Source organism: Marinobacter sp. AC-23, assembly GCF_001858325.1.
In the GTDB taxonomy this organism is placed as follows: Bacteria; Pseudomonadota; Gammaproteobacteria; order Pseudomonadales; family Oleiphilaceae; genus Marinobacter.
Window position 1 is genome coordinate 119,100 of sequence record NZ_MBPP01000034.1, and the last position, 16,408, is coordinate 135,507.

Annotated in this window: 18 protein-coding genes and 2 pseudogenes; 13 read left to right on the forward strand and 7 right to left on the reverse strand. The window is 52.9% G+C overall.

Features of this window, described 5'->3' with window-relative positions:
• The first annotated feature begins 96 nt into the window (after positions 1 to 96).
• From BCA33_RS12335 to BCA33_RS12355, 5 genes and pseudogenes are all read left to right on the forward strand, one after another.
• The gene (locus tag BCA33_RS12335; RefSeq protein WP_071266245.1) at positions 97 to 1,308 is read left to right on the forward strand and encodes an acyl-CoA dehydrogenase family protein; all 1,212 of its coding nucleotides are present in this window, start codon (positions 97 to 99) and stop codon (positions 1,306 to 1,308) included.
• Between the two features lie 11 nt (positions 1,309 to 1,319).
• A complete protein-coding gene (locus BCA33_RS12340; RefSeq protein ID WP_071266247.1) occupies positions 1,320 to 2,141 on the forward strand; it encodes an SDR family oxidoreductase in 822 nt (273 codons plus the stop codon).
• Between the two features lie 30 nt (positions 2,142 to 2,171).
• Positions 2,172 to 3,235: pseudogene (locus BCA33_RS12345) on the forward strand (phosphotransferase family protein).
• Entirely contained in the window at positions 3,235 to 3,798 is a 564-nt protein-coding gene (locus BCA33_RS12350) for a histidine phosphatase family protein (RefSeq protein ID WP_254774362.1), read from the forward strand. Before BCA33_RS12345 ends, BCA33_RS12350 begins: the two are co-directional and overlap by 1 nt.
• A 142-nt stretch (positions 3,799 to 3,940) precedes the next feature.
• On the forward strand, positions 3,941 to 4,711 hold the full coding sequence (locus tag BCA33_RS12355) for an SDR family oxidoreductase (RefSeq protein WP_071266249.1): 771 nt from the start codon (positions 3,941 to 3,943) through the stop codon (positions 4,709 to 4,711).
• A gap of 65 nt (positions 4,712 to 4,776) precedes the next feature.
• Here BCA33_RS12355 and BCA33_RS12360 read toward each other — a convergent pair whose 3' ends face one another.
• Positions 4,777 to 5,439: a DUF6279 family lipoprotein gene (locus tag BCA33_RS12360; protein ID WP_254774363.1), complete on the reverse strand. Its 663-nt coding sequence runs from the start codon at positions 5,437 to 5,439 to the stop codon at positions 4,777 to 4,779.
• Between the two features lie 266 nt (positions 5,440 to 5,705).
• Positions 5,706 to 7,268, reverse strand: coding sequence for a D-alanyl-D-alanine carboxypeptidase/D-alanyl-D-alanine-endopeptidase (dacB, locus tag BCA33_RS12365; protein ID WP_071266251.1), 1,563 nt, complete (start codon positions 7,266 to 7,268; stop codon positions 5,706 to 5,708).
• Between the two features lie 258 nt (positions 7,269 to 7,526).
• Between dacB and BCA33_RS12370 the strand changes: the two genes are divergently transcribed.
• Both BCA33_RS12370 and BCA33_RS12375 read left to right on the forward strand, forming a co-directional pair.
• Entirely contained in the window at positions 7,527 to 8,294 is a 768-nt protein-coding gene (locus tag BCA33_RS12370) for a glutathione S-transferase N-terminal domain-containing protein (protein WP_071266253.1), read from the forward strand.
• Positions 8,295 to 8,395: 101 nt separating this feature from the next.
• The gene (locus BCA33_RS12375) at positions 8,396 to 8,809 is read left to right on the forward strand and encodes a GFA family protein (RefSeq protein ID WP_071266255.1); all 414 of its coding nucleotides are present in this window, start codon (positions 8,396 to 8,398) and stop codon (positions 8,807 to 8,809) included.
• Here BCA33_RS12375 and BCA33_RS12380 read toward each other — a convergent pair.
• Positions 8,803 to 9,927 carry a PQQ-dependent sugar dehydrogenase gene (locus tag BCA33_RS12380; protein WP_083394737.1) on the reverse strand — a complete coding sequence of 375 codons (1,125 nt, stop codon included), beginning with the start codon at positions 9,925 to 9,927 and terminating at the stop codon, positions 8,803 to 8,805. The two genes, BCA33_RS12375 and BCA33_RS12380, sit on opposite strands and share 7 nt — an antisense overlap.
• Positions 9,928 to 10,118: 191 nt before the next feature.
• Positions 10,119 to 10,580: a YaiI/YqxD family protein gene (locus tag BCA33_RS12385; protein ID WP_071266257.1), complete on the reverse strand. Its 462-nt coding sequence runs from the start codon at positions 10,578 to 10,580 to the stop codon at positions 10,119 to 10,121.
• Positions 10,581 to 10,725: 145 nt separating this feature from the next.
• Between BCA33_RS12385 and BCA33_RS12390 the strand changes: the two genes are divergently transcribed.
• Together BCA33_RS12390 and BCA33_RS12395 are read left to right on the forward strand one after the other, a co-directional pair.
• The gene (locus BCA33_RS12390) at positions 10,726 to 11,064 is read left to right on the forward strand and encodes a zinc ribbon domain-containing protein YjdM (protein WP_071266259.1); all 339 of its coding nucleotides are present in this window, start codon (positions 10,726 to 10,728) and stop codon (positions 11,062 to 11,064) included.
• 148 nt (positions 11,065 to 11,212) lie between these two features.
• On the forward strand, positions 11,213 to 11,722 hold the full coding sequence (locus tag BCA33_RS12395; RefSeq protein WP_071266261.1) for a copper chaperone PCu(A)C: 510 nt from the start codon (positions 11,213 to 11,215) through the stop codon (positions 11,720 to 11,722).
• Positions 11,723 to 11,811: 89 nt separating this feature from the next.
• On the opposite strand, the gene BCA33_RS12400 is transcribed toward BCA33_RS12395, so the two are convergent.
• Complete coding sequence (locus BCA33_RS12400) at positions 11,812 to 11,988, reverse strand: CCGSCS motif protein (protein WP_071266263.1); 177 nt, start codon at positions 11,986 to 11,988, stop codon at positions 11,812 to 11,814.
• Positions 11,989 to 12,252: 264 nt separating this feature from the next.
• Here BCA33_RS12400 and BCA33_RS12405 point away from each other — a divergent pair, with 264 nt between their 5' ends.
• Positions 12,253 to 13,320, forward strand: a complete 1,068-nt coding sequence (locus BCA33_RS12405; RefSeq protein ID WP_071266265.1) for a GGDEF domain-containing protein — start codon at positions 12,253 to 12,255, stop codon at positions 13,318 to 13,320.
• Positions 13,321 to 13,384: 64 nt separating this feature from the next.
• On the opposite strand, the gene BCA33_RS12410 is transcribed toward BCA33_RS12405, so the two are convergent.
• Positions 13,385 to 13,591, reverse strand: coding sequence for a cold-shock protein (locus BCA33_RS12410; RefSeq protein ID WP_071266268.1), 207 nt, complete (start codon positions 13,589 to 13,591; stop codon positions 13,385 to 13,387).
• A 294-nt stretch (positions 13,592 to 13,885) separates the two neighbouring features.
• On the opposite strand from BCA33_RS12410, the gene BCA33_RS12415 reads away from it, so the two are divergent.
• Together BCA33_RS12415 and BCA33_RS12420 are read left to right on the forward strand one after the other, a co-directional pair.
• On the forward strand, positions 13,886 to 14,740 hold the full coding sequence (locus tag BCA33_RS12415; protein ID WP_071266270.1) for a crotonase/enoyl-CoA hydratase family protein: 855 nt from the start codon (positions 13,886 to 13,888) through the stop codon (positions 14,738 to 14,740).
• Between the two features lie 6 nt (positions 14,741 to 14,746).
• Positions 14,747 to 15,343 (forward strand): CPBP family intramembrane glutamic endopeptidase, encoded by a 597-nt coding sequence (locus BCA33_RS12420; RefSeq protein WP_254774364.1) that lies wholly within the window; start codon positions 14,747 to 14,749, stop codon positions 15,341 to 15,343.
• On the opposite strand, the gene BCA33_RS12425 is transcribed toward BCA33_RS12420, so the two are convergent.
• Entirely contained in the window at positions 15,340 to 16,206 is an 867-nt protein-coding gene (locus tag BCA33_RS12425; protein ID WP_071266274.1) for a LysR family transcriptional regulator ArgP, read from the reverse strand. The genes BCA33_RS12420 and BCA33_RS12425 overlap by 4 nt on opposite strands.
• An 89-nt stretch (positions 16,207 to 16,295) precedes the next feature.
• On the opposite strand from BCA33_RS12425, the pseudogene BCA33_RS21850 reads away from it, so the two are divergent.
• Positions 16,296 to 16,408: pseudogene (locus tag BCA33_RS21850) on the forward strand (amino acid transporter); the annotation flags it as partial.

Sequence of the window (16,408 nt, forward strand, 5' to 3'; positions counted from 1 at the left end):
AGTGGGTGCAACTTTAGACTGATTCAATCGTGCGTATATTCATCGCACCATCGAATAGTCAAATCATCGTTGTAAAATTTCTGAGAGGGTTCGGCAATGGATTTCAGTATCTCCGAGAAAGGTGAGGATTATCTTGAGCGTGTAAAAGCGTTTATGGCGGAAGAAATTTTCCCGGTTGAAGCTCGGTATCATAGAGAGTTGGCGTCTCTTGAAAACCGCTGGGTTGTGCTGCCAATCATCAAGGAGTTGAAGGAAAAAGCCAAAGCCCAAGGTCTCTGGAACATGTTCTTCCCGGATGAAAAGCACGGCTGTGGCTTGCTCAACTCCGATTACGCGCTGATTGCTGAAGAAACCGGCCGCAGCTTTATTGCGCCTGAGATCTTTAACTGCAATGCCCCAGACACCGGCAATATGGAAGTGCTGATCCACTACGGCTCTGAGGAACAGAAGGCCGAATGGCTGCCGCGTTTGCTCAGTGGCGAAGTCCGTTCTGCGTTCTGCATGACTGAGCCGGCTGTAGCGTCCTCTGATGCAACTACCATGGAAGCAACGGCGGTGGTTGAAGGTGACGAAGTGGTGCTGAATGGCCGTAAGTGGTGGAGTACCGGAGTTGGGCACCCTGATTGCAAGGTCGCTATCTTTATGGGGTTGTCCGATCCGGGTGCCGATAAACATCGTCGTCACTCCATGGTTTTGGTTCCGCTGGATACGCCGGGTGTTAAAATCGAACGTATGCTTCCAGTGTTTGGTGAGTACGATGAGCCATACGGACATGGTGAAGTGTCGTTCGAGAATGTGCGTCTGCCCAAGAGTGCCTTTATTGCAGGCGCGGGTCGCGGTTTTGAGGTTGCTCAGGGGCGCTTGGGACCTGGCCGCGTACACCACTGCATGCGAGCTATCGGTGCAGCCGAGCGAACACTTGAGCTTCTGATTAAGCGGGCAACAAGCCGTGAGGCGTTTGGTCGCCCGCTGGCTAAGCTTGGGGGTAATCCAGATATCATTGCCAATGCCCGCATGTCGATTGAGCAGGCGCGTCTGCTGACTCTGAAATGCGCTTGGGCTTTGGATACCAAAGGCATTGCCGGTGCGATTCAGGAAGTCGCCATGATCAAGGCGTTGATTCCCAATATGCTGCAAACCATTGTGGACCAGGCAATTCAGATTCACGGCGGCGCCGGCGTGAGCGATGATGACTTCCCGCTTACTCAGTTGTTTGCCTATGCTCGGGTATTGCGGCTGGCGGATGGGCCAGATGAGGTACACCGGGCGACCGTAGCTCGCATCGAGTTGCGTAAATACAAAAACTGATGGAAAACACTATGACACAAAGAGTATTCGTAACAGGCGGCGCAAGCGGCCTTGGCCGGGCCATTGCGCTACGTTATGCCAGAGAAGGCGCAAAAGTCTGTATCGGTGACATTAATCCCGAGCAGGGCGTGGGCGTTGAGCAGGAAATTAAAAATGCTGGTGGCGAAGGCTATTTTGTGGAGTGCGACGTCCGACGACTTACCGATCTGGAAAAGATCTGTGCGGATCTCACGCAAAAGTGGGGCGGTGTGGATGTGGTCGTTAACAATGCCGGCGTAGCGTCTGCCGGGTCGATTGAAGATACCACCATGGCCGATTGGGAATGGATACTTGATATCAACGTGCTGGGGGTGGTGCGGGGCTGTAAGGCGTTTACGCCACAGTTCAAGAAACAGGGCTCTGGTACGTTTGTGAATATCGCATCTATGGCGGGCCTGATGCTGGCGCCGCTTATGGACAGCTACAATGTGTCCAAGGCGGGTGTTATTGCCTTGTCGGAGACCTTGAGTCAGGAACTGCGAGGTGATGGCATTCATGTCAGCTGTGTCTGCCCTGCGTTTTTCCAGACCAATCTCACTCAAAGCATGCGTTCGGATATTCCTGGTGTTCAACAGAATGTGAACAAGCTAATGAAGCGCTCGACTATTTCTGCAGATCACGTGGCAGAGGACATAGTGCGCTCGGTAAAAAACAAGGATTTCTGGGTGTTGCCTCATGTGAAGGAACGCCGTCTGTGGATATTCAAGCGTTATGCGCCCTGGGCCTTTGACCGGCTGATGTACAGGGAGAGCAAGCGTTGGATGAACAAAATGGGCGGTAAAGCCAAAGCCTGAATTGACCAGGAAAACAAAGGAGAGCCCTGAATGACCCAGATTGATCAGGCCGTAGATATCCGCGAAGGTGAGGAACTGGATCTTTCCGCCATCGACCGGTTTATGAAGAGTGCGATCCCGGAGTTGGCTGGTGAGCCGGTTATCCGGCAATACCCGGGTGGCGCTTCCAACCTGACTTATCAGGTGGACTACGGCGACCGTTCGTATGTATTGCGCCGTCCACCCTTGGGCAAATCGCCAAGTCTGCTCACGACATGCTGCGCGAAGCGAAGGTGATGCAGGCGCTGAAGCCGGTCTATCCCTGTGTGCCCGAGATCATCGCCATTTGCGACGATCATGATGTGTTGGGGTGCGATTTTTATGTGATGGAGCGAATGAAAGGCATCATCCTGCGCCAGGATTTCCCTAATGATCTGGAATTGAGTGAAGCCGATACACGCAAGCTGTGCCTGAGCGTGATTGATAAAATGGTGGATCTGCATCGCGTTGACGCCAAAGCTGCTGGCCTTGATGCGCTGGGCAAGGGCGAAGGTTACGTTCAGCGCCAGATTGGCGGTTGGAGTGATCGCTTTCGCAAGGCCCGAACAGACGACGTTGGCGATTTTGAGGCGGTGATGTCCTGGTTGAATGACAAGATGCCAAAGGATATTGCCCAGGTTGTTATTCACAACGACTTTCGCTTTGACAACGTGGTGCTGAACCCGGACAACCCTTTTGAAGTAATCGGGGTGTTGGATTGGGAAATGGCAACGATTGGTGATCCGCTGATGGATCTCGGTAACACACTTGCCTACTGGATTGAGGCAGGTGACGAAGACGCATTCCAGATGCTGCGTCGTCAGCCTACGCATCGCCCCGGTATGCTTACCCGCAAGGAAGTGGTGGCTTACTACATGGAGAAGTCCGGCTTTCGGGCGGATAACTTCGATTTTTATGAGATCTACGGACTGTTCCGGTTAGCTGTGATCGTGCAACAGATCTATTACCGCTTCTATCACGGCCAAACCAACGACAAGCGCTTCGCAGCGTTCGGTCATGCGGCGAACTATCTTGAGAATCGCTGTAAGCGTTTGATCTCGAAGAGTTCTCTTTAATGGCTACTGTGTACCTTGTGCGCCATGGCCAGGCCAGCTTTGGTAAGGAAAACTACGATCAACTCTCACGCAGAGGTTGGGAGCAGGGTAAGGTTCTTGGTCGTTGGATGATTGACAAAATAAAGCCGGCGGCGATTTTTGGCGGCGATTTGCAGCGCCACCGGGAGACTGTTGAAGCCATCGCGACGGGTTACGGTGCGCAGTTGCCAGATATGCAAGTGGCGCCTGGCTTCAACGAATTTGATCATATATCCATCGTTAACCGTTACCGACCCGAGTGGAGCGATCGGCAGGTTATGGCGAAAGATCTTGCGGCTTTTCCAAAACCCGCCGCAGCCTTTCAGAACGCCTTTGTCGAAGCGATGCGACGGTGGGCATCCGGGAACTATGACGCGGAGTACGACGAGACCTGGGCGGATTTCAAAATCCGGGTTCTGGCAGCCTTTGACGAAATGATCGAGTACGCAGGCGGTGGGGATGTTCTGGTGTCCACCTCTGGCGGGCCTATCGCGGTTATGTGCCAGCACCTTTTGGGCCTGGACGACGAGAAGGCATTAGGCTGAACGAAGTCATCGCCAATACCAGCGTTACGCGAGTGCTTTATTCCACTGGCCGTCGAAGCCTGTCTGTTTTCAATAATTACAGCCACCTGGAAGCGGAAGACCCCGCCCTGGTGACGTTCCGATAACGAATTGAGGTGAACGAATGAGCAAGAAAGACCTGTTTGATCTGACCGGAAAGATCGCCCTGATAACCGGCGCCAGCCGTGGTATTGGCGAGAGCATTGCTCGTACGCTGGCGGATTACGGCGCTCACGTGATTGTGACCAGCCGTAAAATTGACGGTTGTGAAGCAGTGGCCAGCAGTATTCGCGAGGCCGGCGGCAGCGCCGAGGCCTACGCCTGCCATATCGGCGAAATGGAGCAGATCGAGGCTATTTGGACTCATATCGAAGAACAGCACGGCAAGCTGGATATTCTGGTTAATAATGCCGCAGCCAACCCGTATTTCGGCCCGATTGAAGACACGGATTTGGGTGCCTTCCATAAAACCGTGGATGTGAACATTCGTGGCTACTTCTTCATGTGTGCCCGTGGTGCCCAGCTTATGAAGAAAAACGGCGGAGGTTCAATCGTAAACGTGGCCTCTGTCAACGGTGTGAACCCAGGCCACTACCAGGGGATTTACTCGATTACCAAAGCTGCGGTTATCTCCATGACCAAATCTTTCGCCATGGAGCTGGGCCAGCAGAACATTCGGGTGAATGCTTTGTTACCTGGCCTGACAGACACGAAATTTGCCAGCGCTTTGACTTCGAATGAGGCCATCAAGAAGCAGGCTATGGCGCACATTCCCATGAAGCGTGTGGCCGATCCCAGCGAAATGGCAGGCACGGTGCTGTACCTGGCATCGGGTGCGTCCAGTTACACCACGGGTGCCTGCATTAATGCAGACGGTGGTTACCTTACGATCTGATTATTCGTAAGCTCGCAATGCGACCTCGGAGCCTGGTTTACAGGTGAGGGCTTTGAAGTCGTCGCTTAGGTCCGATGCTCGGTGGGCCAGGTGGTCAAGGTGAGAGGCTGGCTCGCCTGTAATAGTTCGTAAATCAACCTAGCCATGGCCTCCGTGCTTTTGTTCATCATCTCCGCATGGGCATTGCCCCTGGCAGCTTCCGGGCTTTTGACCAGTTCGGTGATTGCGTCGTCGAAACCCGGCTTGTTGCGGTTTTCGAGGGCGTCCAGCAGGGCGTTTTGCCAGTTTTTACGGCCCTCTAGCCAGATTCTGGTCTGGCCTGCACGATTATCTGACCAGTCGCTGATGCTGCTTTGCTGACTACTGTTCAGGTTCCCTAACCAGTGCTCCGCGCGCTCCATTGTCCGTTCTGCCCGCGCCTCTGCAATCGCTTCGGCGTCGCCCACCAGAAATTCCTCTTCCCGTTCCCTGTGTTGTTCATCCATGTTGCCGGCCAATTCGCGCACTTGTTCGTCGCTTAGACTGGAAAGAAGATTAACGGCGACGGGTGTTATTTGCTGAACTAAGGGCGGGAAGAACGCGAGCAATTGGCTTTGAAGATTGTTGACTTCGGCCGGGCCGGGCTTGCCTGAAGCTAAATCGTTCTGGAAACGGGTCAGCCATGCCCTATAGCGCGGCAACTCGGTGCTACAGTGCCATTGCTTCAGGTTATTAATATCATCATTCAATTGCTGCTCTTGTGGTGGCGTGAGCGTAACCAGGTCTTCAACCCACCAGACAATGCCCCAGTCGGCGTAACGGTACGCTAGCCGGGTTGAGCTGCACCCAGTAACAAACAGAATTGTTGCAAGCAAGAGCGCCCCGGCTCGCGCGCTGTGTAATTTGGACAAATATCCGCACTGATCCATAGGATGCCTGACTTGCTAACAAAGCCTATCAAAAAAGGTTACAAGCTCATTATAATCCTGCCCCAGCTGAGCCCGGGGCAGTTGATCTATTGGATAGATGTTTTGGAGGTGCTTGGTTCTGCCCGTGAAAGCGCAGTACCGGTAGGCGGACGGAAGTGGAGGGAATATAGAATTCGATCAAGAACGGCCTGGCCATTCCACGCCGGGTCGTTGTTCACCATGCCCACTACTGCCCAAGTTGTGTTGTTTTCATCCCGCGTAAAGCCTGCAATAGACCGCACATTTTCCAGGTAACCGGTTTTAATGCGGCCTTCGCCATCCATACCTGTATTGCGCAAGCGGCGCGCCATGGTTCCGTCCATGGCGATAATGGGCATGGAAGCCATAAGATCTGAGGAGTAGGGGCTGTTCCAGGCGTGTTGTAGAATTTTTGTACCTTGTCTGGCGGTAATTCTGCCGTGGCGAGTTAGGCCTGCGCCATTGTCGATCACCATTCCTGCAGTATCGACGCCTTTATTCTCGAGCCAATCATAAATAACGCGTATGCCGGCAACTCGGTCGTCGTCTTCGTTGTCTAGCCGGTTTTGAGCGCCTATGGTCAGCAATAGCTGCCGGGCCATCACGTTGCTGCTCCACTTGTTGATGTCTCGCACCATGGTGACCAAATCTGGCGATGTGGTTTTCATAACCAACCGCGCGTTTTTCGGGGTCAGCCCTGTTTGGTTTCCACCGGACACGATGATGCCCATTTCTCCAAGTAGAGAGCGGATCATTGAAGCGCTGTATTGCTCGTGGGGCAGTAAGGACAAGTAAGTGGTGGTGCGGCACCCCTGTGGCAGTTCGCCCGTTACCCGTACAGTCACTTTCCCGCCTTCTTGAATGACCGGTACCCAATCAAAATTGCGGCGCGACGGGCAGGGCCCGTCAGCCACTGCGGTTACCCGGTTGTCGATAACAACTTCGCTCAGAGCTGGCGTGCTCCAGGCTTGGGTGCCGCGCTCATCAGCCCGAATCTGGAAATGCACGAGGTTGAGGTTGGTCAGGTAGGCAGACGGCTCAACCAGAAATGGCGCGTGTGGGTTATTACCATTGTCTGCAAATACTGGAAAGCCGCCATCAATTTCAAAGTAGCTGCCATCGAGTACCAGGTTGCCATCGATGCGGTTAATCCCCATGTCACGGAGTTCCCGCAGGGTTATCCAGAGTCGTTCAAAGGTGAGCTTGGGGTCACCACCAAAGCGCACATAGAGATTGCCGTTGAGGGTATCGCCGACCATTTTTCCGTCAGTCAGAAAATCCGTATCCCAGTGATGTGTCGGGCCAAGGATTTCCAGAGCGGCGTAGGTAGTGATCACCTTCATGATGGAGCCTGGGCTCATGGGCACATCAGCATTGATGTTCTGGTCAAGCCCCGGGCCATTGAGTGGCACGGCAGCCATGCTCAGGGCTTCGTCGCTTTTAAGGGATTTTGTGGCATAGTCTCGCATCTCGCTGGCCCAGAGGCGATTGCCGCCAGCGCTATGGTCATCAGCCGCCAATGCCGACGGCAGGTTAGCCAGAGCAGGAGCCAAAGCAAGAGCCGCGGCTAGGGCCAAGGCTGGGTGCCTTAACCGACGACTGGTTTTTCCTGCGCTGTTCGTATGCGGCATACCCGAAATCACTCTATTGGCCACGCGATGAAATGTGCGGAGAAATCCGCTAACTGAACAATAGCCCATCTTTGCTTATTGTACTATGCAGAAAACCTCTACATGACGTTAAAAAATGCCAGTAGGCAGCTTGTTTGTATTGGGATTTGTCACTGCATGTAAGTTGCGTTGCTGTCAGTATCCGGTGGTATTGCCGGCCAATGAAAATCGACATACTTACGGCGATAATGAATAGGACCTCAACAGAAGGATTGATATATGGCTAATAGGCTGGCTCACCATGCGAACGTACTGGGCTCTGTTGCAACATCATCGCTTACAGCTTGGCGTGGATGCCTTGTTGTAAAAGCCGTACCGCAACCGGAGCAACCCCTTGTACTGTATGACATGGAAGGGTGTCCATACTGCCGGCGGGTTCGCGAAGCATTAACTGCCCTCAATCTTGATGTGCAAATTAGGCCCTGCCCCAAGGGCGGTCGCGTTTTCCGTAAGCAGGCAGAAGCGACGGGAGGCAAGCAGCAGTTCCCTCTGCTTGTCGACAGAAACACCGATACCGTGATGTACGAATCGGAAGCCATTATTGAATATTTGTTTCGCCAGTATGCCGGTCGATCGGTGCCTGGCTATTACCGTGAGCGGGTTTGGCAACCCGTTCTGGGCTCGTTAGCCTCTGTAGCCAGCGCAATGAGGGGATTGCGTGCCAATTCAACTGAACAGCCAGACCAGCCTCTGCATTTGTGGAGCTTTGAGGGCAGTCCATTCTCTCGCTTGGTGCGAGAGAAACTGTGTGAACTGGAAATCCCCTACACCCTGCACAACCTGGGCAAGGAGCACTGGACTGAGATTGGCCCTGCAAAGCAACGCATTAAGCCTGGGCCATACAGGCCTTTACCTGGCGGCAAACGTGATGCTTTTTTCAAGGCGCACGGACGGGTTCAGGTGCCTTATCTTGAGGATCCGAATACTGGCGAAGGGCTGTTTGAATCTGCTCGCATACTGGGCTATCTGAATGCGCAGTATGGTTAAAGCAATCGGCGGTCACTCTGTTTCATAGGCAATTTGGCGGGTATCATGGCCTGCCAGTGAGCAAGTTCTTAAGCGCTCAAGAAACAATTATAAGGACGCCTATGTATACCGGCCAGTGCCTGTGTGGAGATGTTGCATTTGAATACGAAGGCCCTTTGGGGCCGCTCTCTTTGTGCCACTGCAGCCAATGTCGCCGTGCTCATGGCAGTGCATTTTCTGCCAGTTCTCCAGTGCAGAAAGTGCGTTTCCGGTTTTTATCCGGAGAAGAGAAGATGACCGAGTTTGAATCGCGCCCGGGAAAATATCGAGCCTTCTGCAGCCGATGCGGAAGCCATGTGTACAGCCGTGTGGATGCGATTCCCGGCATTCTTCGCCTGCGTGTCGGCGTGATCAACGAGCCCCTGGGGAAGGGGCCTGCGCAGCACGTATACGTAGGCTCTAAGTCAGACTGGTTTGAAATTACGGACGATCTGCCCCAGTACGAAAAGACCGAGCGTACCGGTGACCCTCACTGAACCGGTACAACCCGATAGACTTTCCCTTGCGGCGAATCTGTCAGTAACCACAGAGTGCCATCTGGCCCTGCCCGAACGTCGCGAATCCGCTCTTCAAGGGTGGTGAGCAGGTCCTCCTCACCGACAACCTGCTCGTTTTCGATTTCCAGCCGAACCAGTTTGCGCAGCTTGAGCGCCCCTACGAACAAATTGCCTTGCCATTGGGGGAATTCGGAGCCGGTGTAAAACGCCATACCTGAAGGCGCAATCGATGGATCCCAGTAGTGCAGGGGCTGAGCCATGCCTTCCTTTTTGGTGTCCAGAGTGATCGGCAGCCATGTGTAGTCAATGCCATAGGTTATTTCAGGCCAGCCGTAATTTGTGCCGGCTTTCAGGATATTGATTTCATCGCCACCACGGGGGCCGTGTTCATGGGTCCAGACTTCACCGGTTATGGGGTGAACGGTCATGCCCTGAATATTGCGGTTTCCCCAAGTGAGCAGGGTGTTGTTAATGCCTGAGTCGCCCAGTCCGGGATTGCCCGGTGCGGGCTCACCATTCACGGTAATGCGGTGAACCCCGCCGGCGTTGTCCTGGGTGTCCTGGGCCCGGTCCATATCACCACGGTCACCAACGGAAATATAAAGGTGACTGGATGCGTCGAACGCCATTCGCCCGCCGAAGTGCCGCGACGTGCCGGAGCGTGGCAAGGCTTCGAAGATGACGGTCACGTCGCTTAGCCTTCCCTCTTCAAGAATTGCGCGAGCTACTCGAGTTGTCATTCCTTCGCTGGAACGGTGTGCGTAGCTGAGGAACAGCGTCCTGTTGTCTTTAAAATTCGGGTGCAGCGCTATATCGAATAGCCCGCCTTGGCCTGATACCACGGGTGTTGGAAGCCCTTGAACGGCTTGGGGCAACAGCTCGCCGTTCTGAATGACACGCAGCCTGCCGGCTCTCTCCGTAACGAGCATGGAGCCATTGGGGAGAAAGGCCAGGCTCCATGGATATTCGAGGCCGTCAGCCACAGTTTCCAACCTGAAGCGGGCATCTTCAGAGGTGAATGTTTGGCTTGCAGCAACGAGGGGGAGCCACAGAAGAAACAAGCCGCTAAGCATCACAAAAGATCGGACAAGACGCATGGTGAGTCTCCTTCAGGTATTGCAAATGATAATCAATATCATTATTGTGTCTGTGTGCCTGCCTTATGCGGCACCGGCGTTCTTCATAAGATCTGTTTACACCATAAGCTCAGGGAGATACAGCCATGACGGCAGAACAGGAAATGATCGAAGGGCTGAAGATTGCGGCTGGCGCCGGTCTCTTTGTTGCGCTAGTTGTTGCTGGGCTTGCGGTTGCGCTGTAACCACCGATCCAGCTTGTCAGCGAACTCCTTTCGGTCGGTCTGGTTGAACGGAGGCGCGCCGCCGGTAACCTGTCCGGCGTTGCGCATCTCCTCCATGAAGTTCCTCATGGCGAGGCGCTGGCGGATGTTTTCTTTGGTAAAAGCCTGGCCCCTTGGGTTGAACACATCGGCACCTTTCTCAATGGCTTCGGCCGCCAGCGGAATGTCCTGGGTGATCACGAGATCGCCGGCGCTGAGCTGATCCATAATTTCATTATCCGCCACATCAAAACCCTGCATAACCTGTCTGGCCTTAATGTAAGGGCTAGGCGGCAGTTTGATTACATGATTGGCAATGAATGTCGTCTGAACGTGCCAGCGAGTGGCGGCGCGGCAGAGAATTTCCCGGATGGGTACGGGGCAGGCGTCGGCGTCAACCCAGATCGGCATGGCTGGTTCCTCAAAGCGGTTTGATACTGCCGGGGAGTTTACCTGTTGTTGCTGCGAGCATGGTAGTGAGCGTGAACCTGCGCCCCCGGATCCGAATGGGTGTTGATGGTATAATGCCCGTAAATTCAACTATCAGGAAACGCCAATGTCTCAACTCCCTCCTTGCCCCCAGTGTGCGTCTGAGTATACCTATGAAGACGGTGCCCAGCTTATTTGCCCTGAGTGCGCCCACGAATGGACAGAAGCGGAGGCGGCAGCGACAGCAGAGGGCAAAGTGGTTCGCGATGCTAACGGCAACGAACTCCAGGATGGAGATGCAGTGACAGTCATCAAGGATCTGAAGGTTAAGGGGTCAAGCTCGGTTGTCAAAGTTGGTACCAAGGTTAAGAGTATTCGTCTGGTAGACGGTGACCATGATATTGATTGCAAGGTTGACGGCATTGGTGCCATGAAGCTTAAATCTGAGTTTGTTAAAAAAGTCTGATACTCATAGTCTTGAGTTCTGTTTTTCTCGGTGCGACTACTCGACGCACTCGAATTCTTGAGTTGAGTTGTAAGCAACACTGTGGTCTTTAAAGCTCCCCTATGTGACATCTGTCATTTTCAGTTCAACAGTAGCAACGCGAGATATCATGAAAAAACTAATCATATTGCTTTTTACCAGCAGCGCATTGATCACATCGATTTTTGCTAATGTTGTCGTGGCCCACGAGTACTCCGTTGGGGATATTGAAATTGGACATCCATGGAGCCGGCCAACGCCGCCGGGCACTCCTATGGGGGTAGGCTATCTGGTGATAAGAAATCATGGCGATAGCGATGTCACGCTGGTTGGCGCAAGCACACCAAGAGCCGATCGTGTTTCAATTCATGAAACGCTTATGAATGACGGTGTAATGCGCATGCAGCCGCTGAAAAGCGGACTAACCATATCGGCTGGAGAAACAGTGGAACTCAAGCCCCATAGTTATCACCTGATGCTGGAAAAGCTGGCGGAACCGCTAAAGGAGGGGGAGAGTATTCCCCTTAGGCTGGAGTTTGATGGTTCAAAAGCTATTGAGGTTGAGCTAAGCGTGCAGTCGCTGGACGCTGATGTGAAAGAGATGAAAATGGATCATTCGGGACACAAAATGGAGCATTGATTCTTTTGGCTTGAAAAGCCAGTGGCGTTTCCAGAGTGCCGAATAGGCAATGGAAACGTCACTGATAACATCGTGTAGTTCCAGTGGTCTTACGAGCAGCCCCCACAGCAAACACCTGGATCTCCGTGCTTACCTTTCTTTGGCATGCTTTCAGGGGCAGCTACCGGGGTCTCGGAATCCTTTTTTGCCGTGCCTGCTTTCAGCTCATCTACTGCTGCGTTATCAGCATTTTTCGGGCTGGTTATTTCCTTGAATAATTGCATCATAAAATGTCTTCCTGCCGTTGAGGAGAGGTATTGTGCTCTTTCGAATAATAACATTCATTTTGCATGAATGTTATTTGCATTCTGAGGGCGCGTCAACGTGTCTTTTCAGAATCCAGGCTCGGCGGAACGAGGCAAGTGCGTCAGCCATGGAAAGGGTCTACTATGGCGCTTTTATACTAATATCCGGCTAGGCTACCCATTGGGCCTGCCATTTAGTTCGTTTTGATGAGTTAGGTCGCTCGGCAGCAGGGAATTTTAAAATTCATGGAAAAAAACAATAATTTCTCTGGCTCCTCGCCAGAGCGAGAGCGCCGCCCTCAGTTCTGGAGGGTTGCCCGGCAGGCTTGTCAGCTTGCGACTGCTGTGGATGTTTCTTTTTTCTTTCTGTTTCATATTCTCGGCTCTCCGATTCTTGCGTGGATCAACGTTGTTAGCGTGGCTATGTACGTTGCTGCTTACTACGCTCTTGGGCACCGGCAGAATCGTCTGGCTATCTGGTTGATATGGATTGAGGTGATTGTTCACTCCGCCCTGGGGACGATCATGATCGGCTGGGGCAGCGGTTTTCATTATTATCTGATGCTGTTCATCCCTGCGTTGTTTGTCACCATGCCGCCCAGAGGTGCAATCTTGGCGATGATAGGGCTCTGGAGCTATTACGTAGGGCTCGATGTTCTGATGTGGTTTATTGAACCTGTTCAGCCCGTATCGCCTGGCGGCTTGCTGGGAGTTCATCTGTTTAATCTGAGCATCGTATTTGCCATGTTCAGTTATCTTTCATATTTCTATCTGAACATGGTGCTTTCAGCTCAGCGCAAGCTTAGTCGGTTGGCTACCGTTGACTCGCTGACAGGTTTATTTAACCGGCGCCACGGCAGCTATCTGGCGGAGAAGGAAATTGCGCGCTTCCAGCGAGCCGGGCACTCGGTGGCCTTTATGTTGGTCGATGTGGATCACTTCAAAGTAATCAATGATCGCTATGGCCATGAAGTGGGTGACAGAATCCTCACTGAGATCGGGCAGTTAATTCCGGCGCAGCTGCGAACTCAGGATCTTGTGGCTCGTTGGGGTGGTGAGGAGTTTTTGATTATTCTTCCGGGCACAGGAATCGATAACGCCCTGGCCAGCGCGGAGAGGGTGAGGGGTGCACTGCTTAGTCACGATTGGAAGGCCACTGCTGGTGTAACGATGGATGTCACTATCAGTGTGGGTGTCAGCGAGCTTTGCGAGAGCGATGATATGGCTTCTGTGGTGCGTCGTGCGGATCAGGCGCTTTATCGTGGCAAGGCAGGGGGTAGGAATCGGGTTGAGCAGGAAGAGGTTATGGCGTAATAAAAAGAAATTATGGACAACAAAAAAGGCAGCCGAAGCTGCCTTTTTTAGCGTTGTCTGTTAATTAAACAGCAACAACGTTCTCAGCCTGAGGACCTTTCTGGCCCTGAGTCACGGTGAAGTCGACTTGCTGGCCTTCAGCCAGAGTCTTAAAACCGCCGCCCTGAATAGCGCTGTAGTGAACAAATACGTCGGGGCCGCCTTCACGAGTGATAAAGCCAAAACCTTTTGCTTCGTTGAAAAACTTAACAGTACCGGTAACAGTAGACATAATATAATCCTGATTTCAATCTTTTAAAGTGCCGCCAGGTCATCATGTTGATGGCTGGTCAGCGGTATGCGGAAATAAACAACGGGCGTGATCAAAAACAGGACGTACAACTACTGAAATGCGTCTTATTGATGAAGTGCTTTGCTAAATCTTTCCAACGAGGGCCACTGTACCTGTTGGCTGACGAAAAGCAAAGAACTTTCTTATAGGCATAAACCCGACATTTTCAGCAACATGAGGTATGTTTGCGTCAGCATTTTAGAATTCATGTGAATCAATAAGAGGAGTTTTGTCTTGTCTGAGCTATCCGCCTACGAAAGTTTTTCTGTCAGCGTCGAAAACAAGGTTGCCCATGTGCAGTTCAGTCGCCCGGAAGCGCTGAATACCATGACGAAAGCCTTCTGGCTTGAGCTGCCCAAGTGCATGCAGGAAATCGAGTCAAACACTGATGCCCGGGTGATCTTGGTGTCATCTACGGGTAAGCATTTCTCGGCAGGCATGGATCTTGGCGTCTTCTCCGACCCTAAAGCGGTGCCTATGAGTGGCGATCCAGGCCGTATGGCGGAAAATCTGCGGCGTGTTGTTTTACAGCTTCAGGATACTTTAACGTCGTTAGAGAATATTCGTTTGCCTGTATTGGCGGCCATTCATGGTGGTTGTATTGGCGGTGCCCTGGACTTGGTGTGTGCGGCAGACAGCCGCTATTGCACGGAAGATGCGTATTTCACGATCAAGGAAACCGAGCTTGGCATGACCGCCGATGTGGGCACTCTTCAGAGGCTACCCAAGCTGATGCCAGAGGGTGTTGTGCGTGAACTGGCGTATACCGGGCGTAAGCTTTCCGCCCAAGAGGCAAAAGGCCTTGGTTTTGTGAATGCTATTTATCCCGACCAAGAGGCGCTGGTTGCAGGCGTCCTGGAGATTGCCGCGCAGATAGCGGCCAATTCACCGCTTGCGGTCACTGGCTGTAAAGAGATGCTGAACTACAGCCGTGATCACACGGTTGCCGATAGTCTGAAATACATGGCGACGTGGCAGGCGGGAATGTTCCGCCCAACGGATATGATGAAAACCTTTCAGGCGAAAGCGCAGAAGCAGGCGCCACAGTATGATGACCTGTTCCCTGTGAAAGACCTTTTTAAAAAGTAAATGGTGGTGAAAAACCGGATCAAATCGAAACCTTCTCCCATTGCCGCTCTGGTATTCCAGGGTGGGATTGGGGTGGTTGGTCTTCTGGCAATCCTGGTCGCGAATATCCCGGTACAAGGCTTTGGAGCCGGGATTATGCCAAGTGTGTTCTATGGTGTCCTGGGCGCCCTGTGCACCTACGGTGCGCTGTTACTGCTCACTCAGGTGCCAGGCCTGTTCCCGGATAACCTTGACCGTCAAATGCGCGGCTTATATCAGTTTGCATCCGGGTATTCGTGGTTTGTACTTTTTTTGCTTTCGGTCTTCGCAGGCGTTGGTGAAGAACTCTTGTTTCGGGGGGCAGTGCAGGGCTGGCTTGCCGTTCACACGGGGCCAATCATCGCAGTACTGGCGGCATCCGTGCTTTTCGGTTTGGTGCACTACGCCTCCTTTACTTACTTTGTTATCGCTACGGGCCTTGGGCTGGTGCTTGGGCTAGCTTATGCGATGACCGACAGCCTCCTTTTGGTTATGATCTGGCACGGCGTTTACGACATGGTAGCGCTGTTCTGTCTACTCCGGTTTCCTCAATGGTTTGGCATCAGCGTGCGCCCGAAAGATTAAGAGCGTGCAGCTTTTAATGCAGTCGTCAGCCGCTCCATAACACCTCCGCTATGACGCCAGAAGTGCCAGTACAGCTCAACCTCAAGAGATTGATCGGGAGCAATGCTGACTAGGCGTCCTGCCTCGATTTCACGCTCCGCCTGAATCCTCGGAATCATGCCGTAACCCATGTCTGCCAGCGCCAGTTTTACGAAGCCTTCAGAAGAAGGGCATAGATGATAGGGGAAGGCGCCGTGGTAGCCACTCTGGGCCAAAAACCGGTGCTGTAACTGATCATTTGGGCCAAATACAATTGCGGGTGCCGATTGCAGGCTCTCTTCATTAAAGCCCTGACTGAAGTGCCGGGCTTTATACGAAGGCGTCGCCAGAGGCAGGTAGGACATGTTGCCAAGCGGAATGCAGCGGGCTCCAGGTACTGGCTGCGAATTACTGCACAGGCACGCAGCCACATCCCCTTCGCGCATGCGGCGCAATGCGATGTCCTGATCTTCAACCACTATGTCCAGCAGCAGCGTTTCGTCTCTACAGAATTCACCTATGGCATTTGCCCACCAGGTTGCGAGACTGTCAGCATTGAGGGCTATGCGTAATCGGGCGGTAGGCTCGGAAAGGGCTGGCAGTGATTTCGCCAGATCCCGCTCAAGTAACTGAACCTGCTGGACGTGGTTTAGCAGTCGCTGCCCGGCCAGCGTAGCTCTTGGAACCGGGCTGCGTAACAGGACCGGTTGCCCGATGCGGATTTCCAGAGTTCGGATGCGCTGCGAAATAGCCGATTGACTCAGCCCAAGCGCAACGCCTGCCCGCTCGAAACCACCTGTTTCGATAACCGTGGCGAGGGCTTCCAGTAATTTGTAATCAATCATAAGTAAAACTGATACGCCATTATGGATATGAATTTCAAGTATATCGGTAAGCGGCTATTCTTGCGGCATCAAAAATGGAGTGAAAAACAGTGCTTGAAAGTTATCTGACGGGATTGATTGTCTGCGGCGGCATTATCGTGGCTATCGGGGCGCAGAATGCCTATATATTGAGCCAGGCGATTCGACGTGAGCACACTGGTGG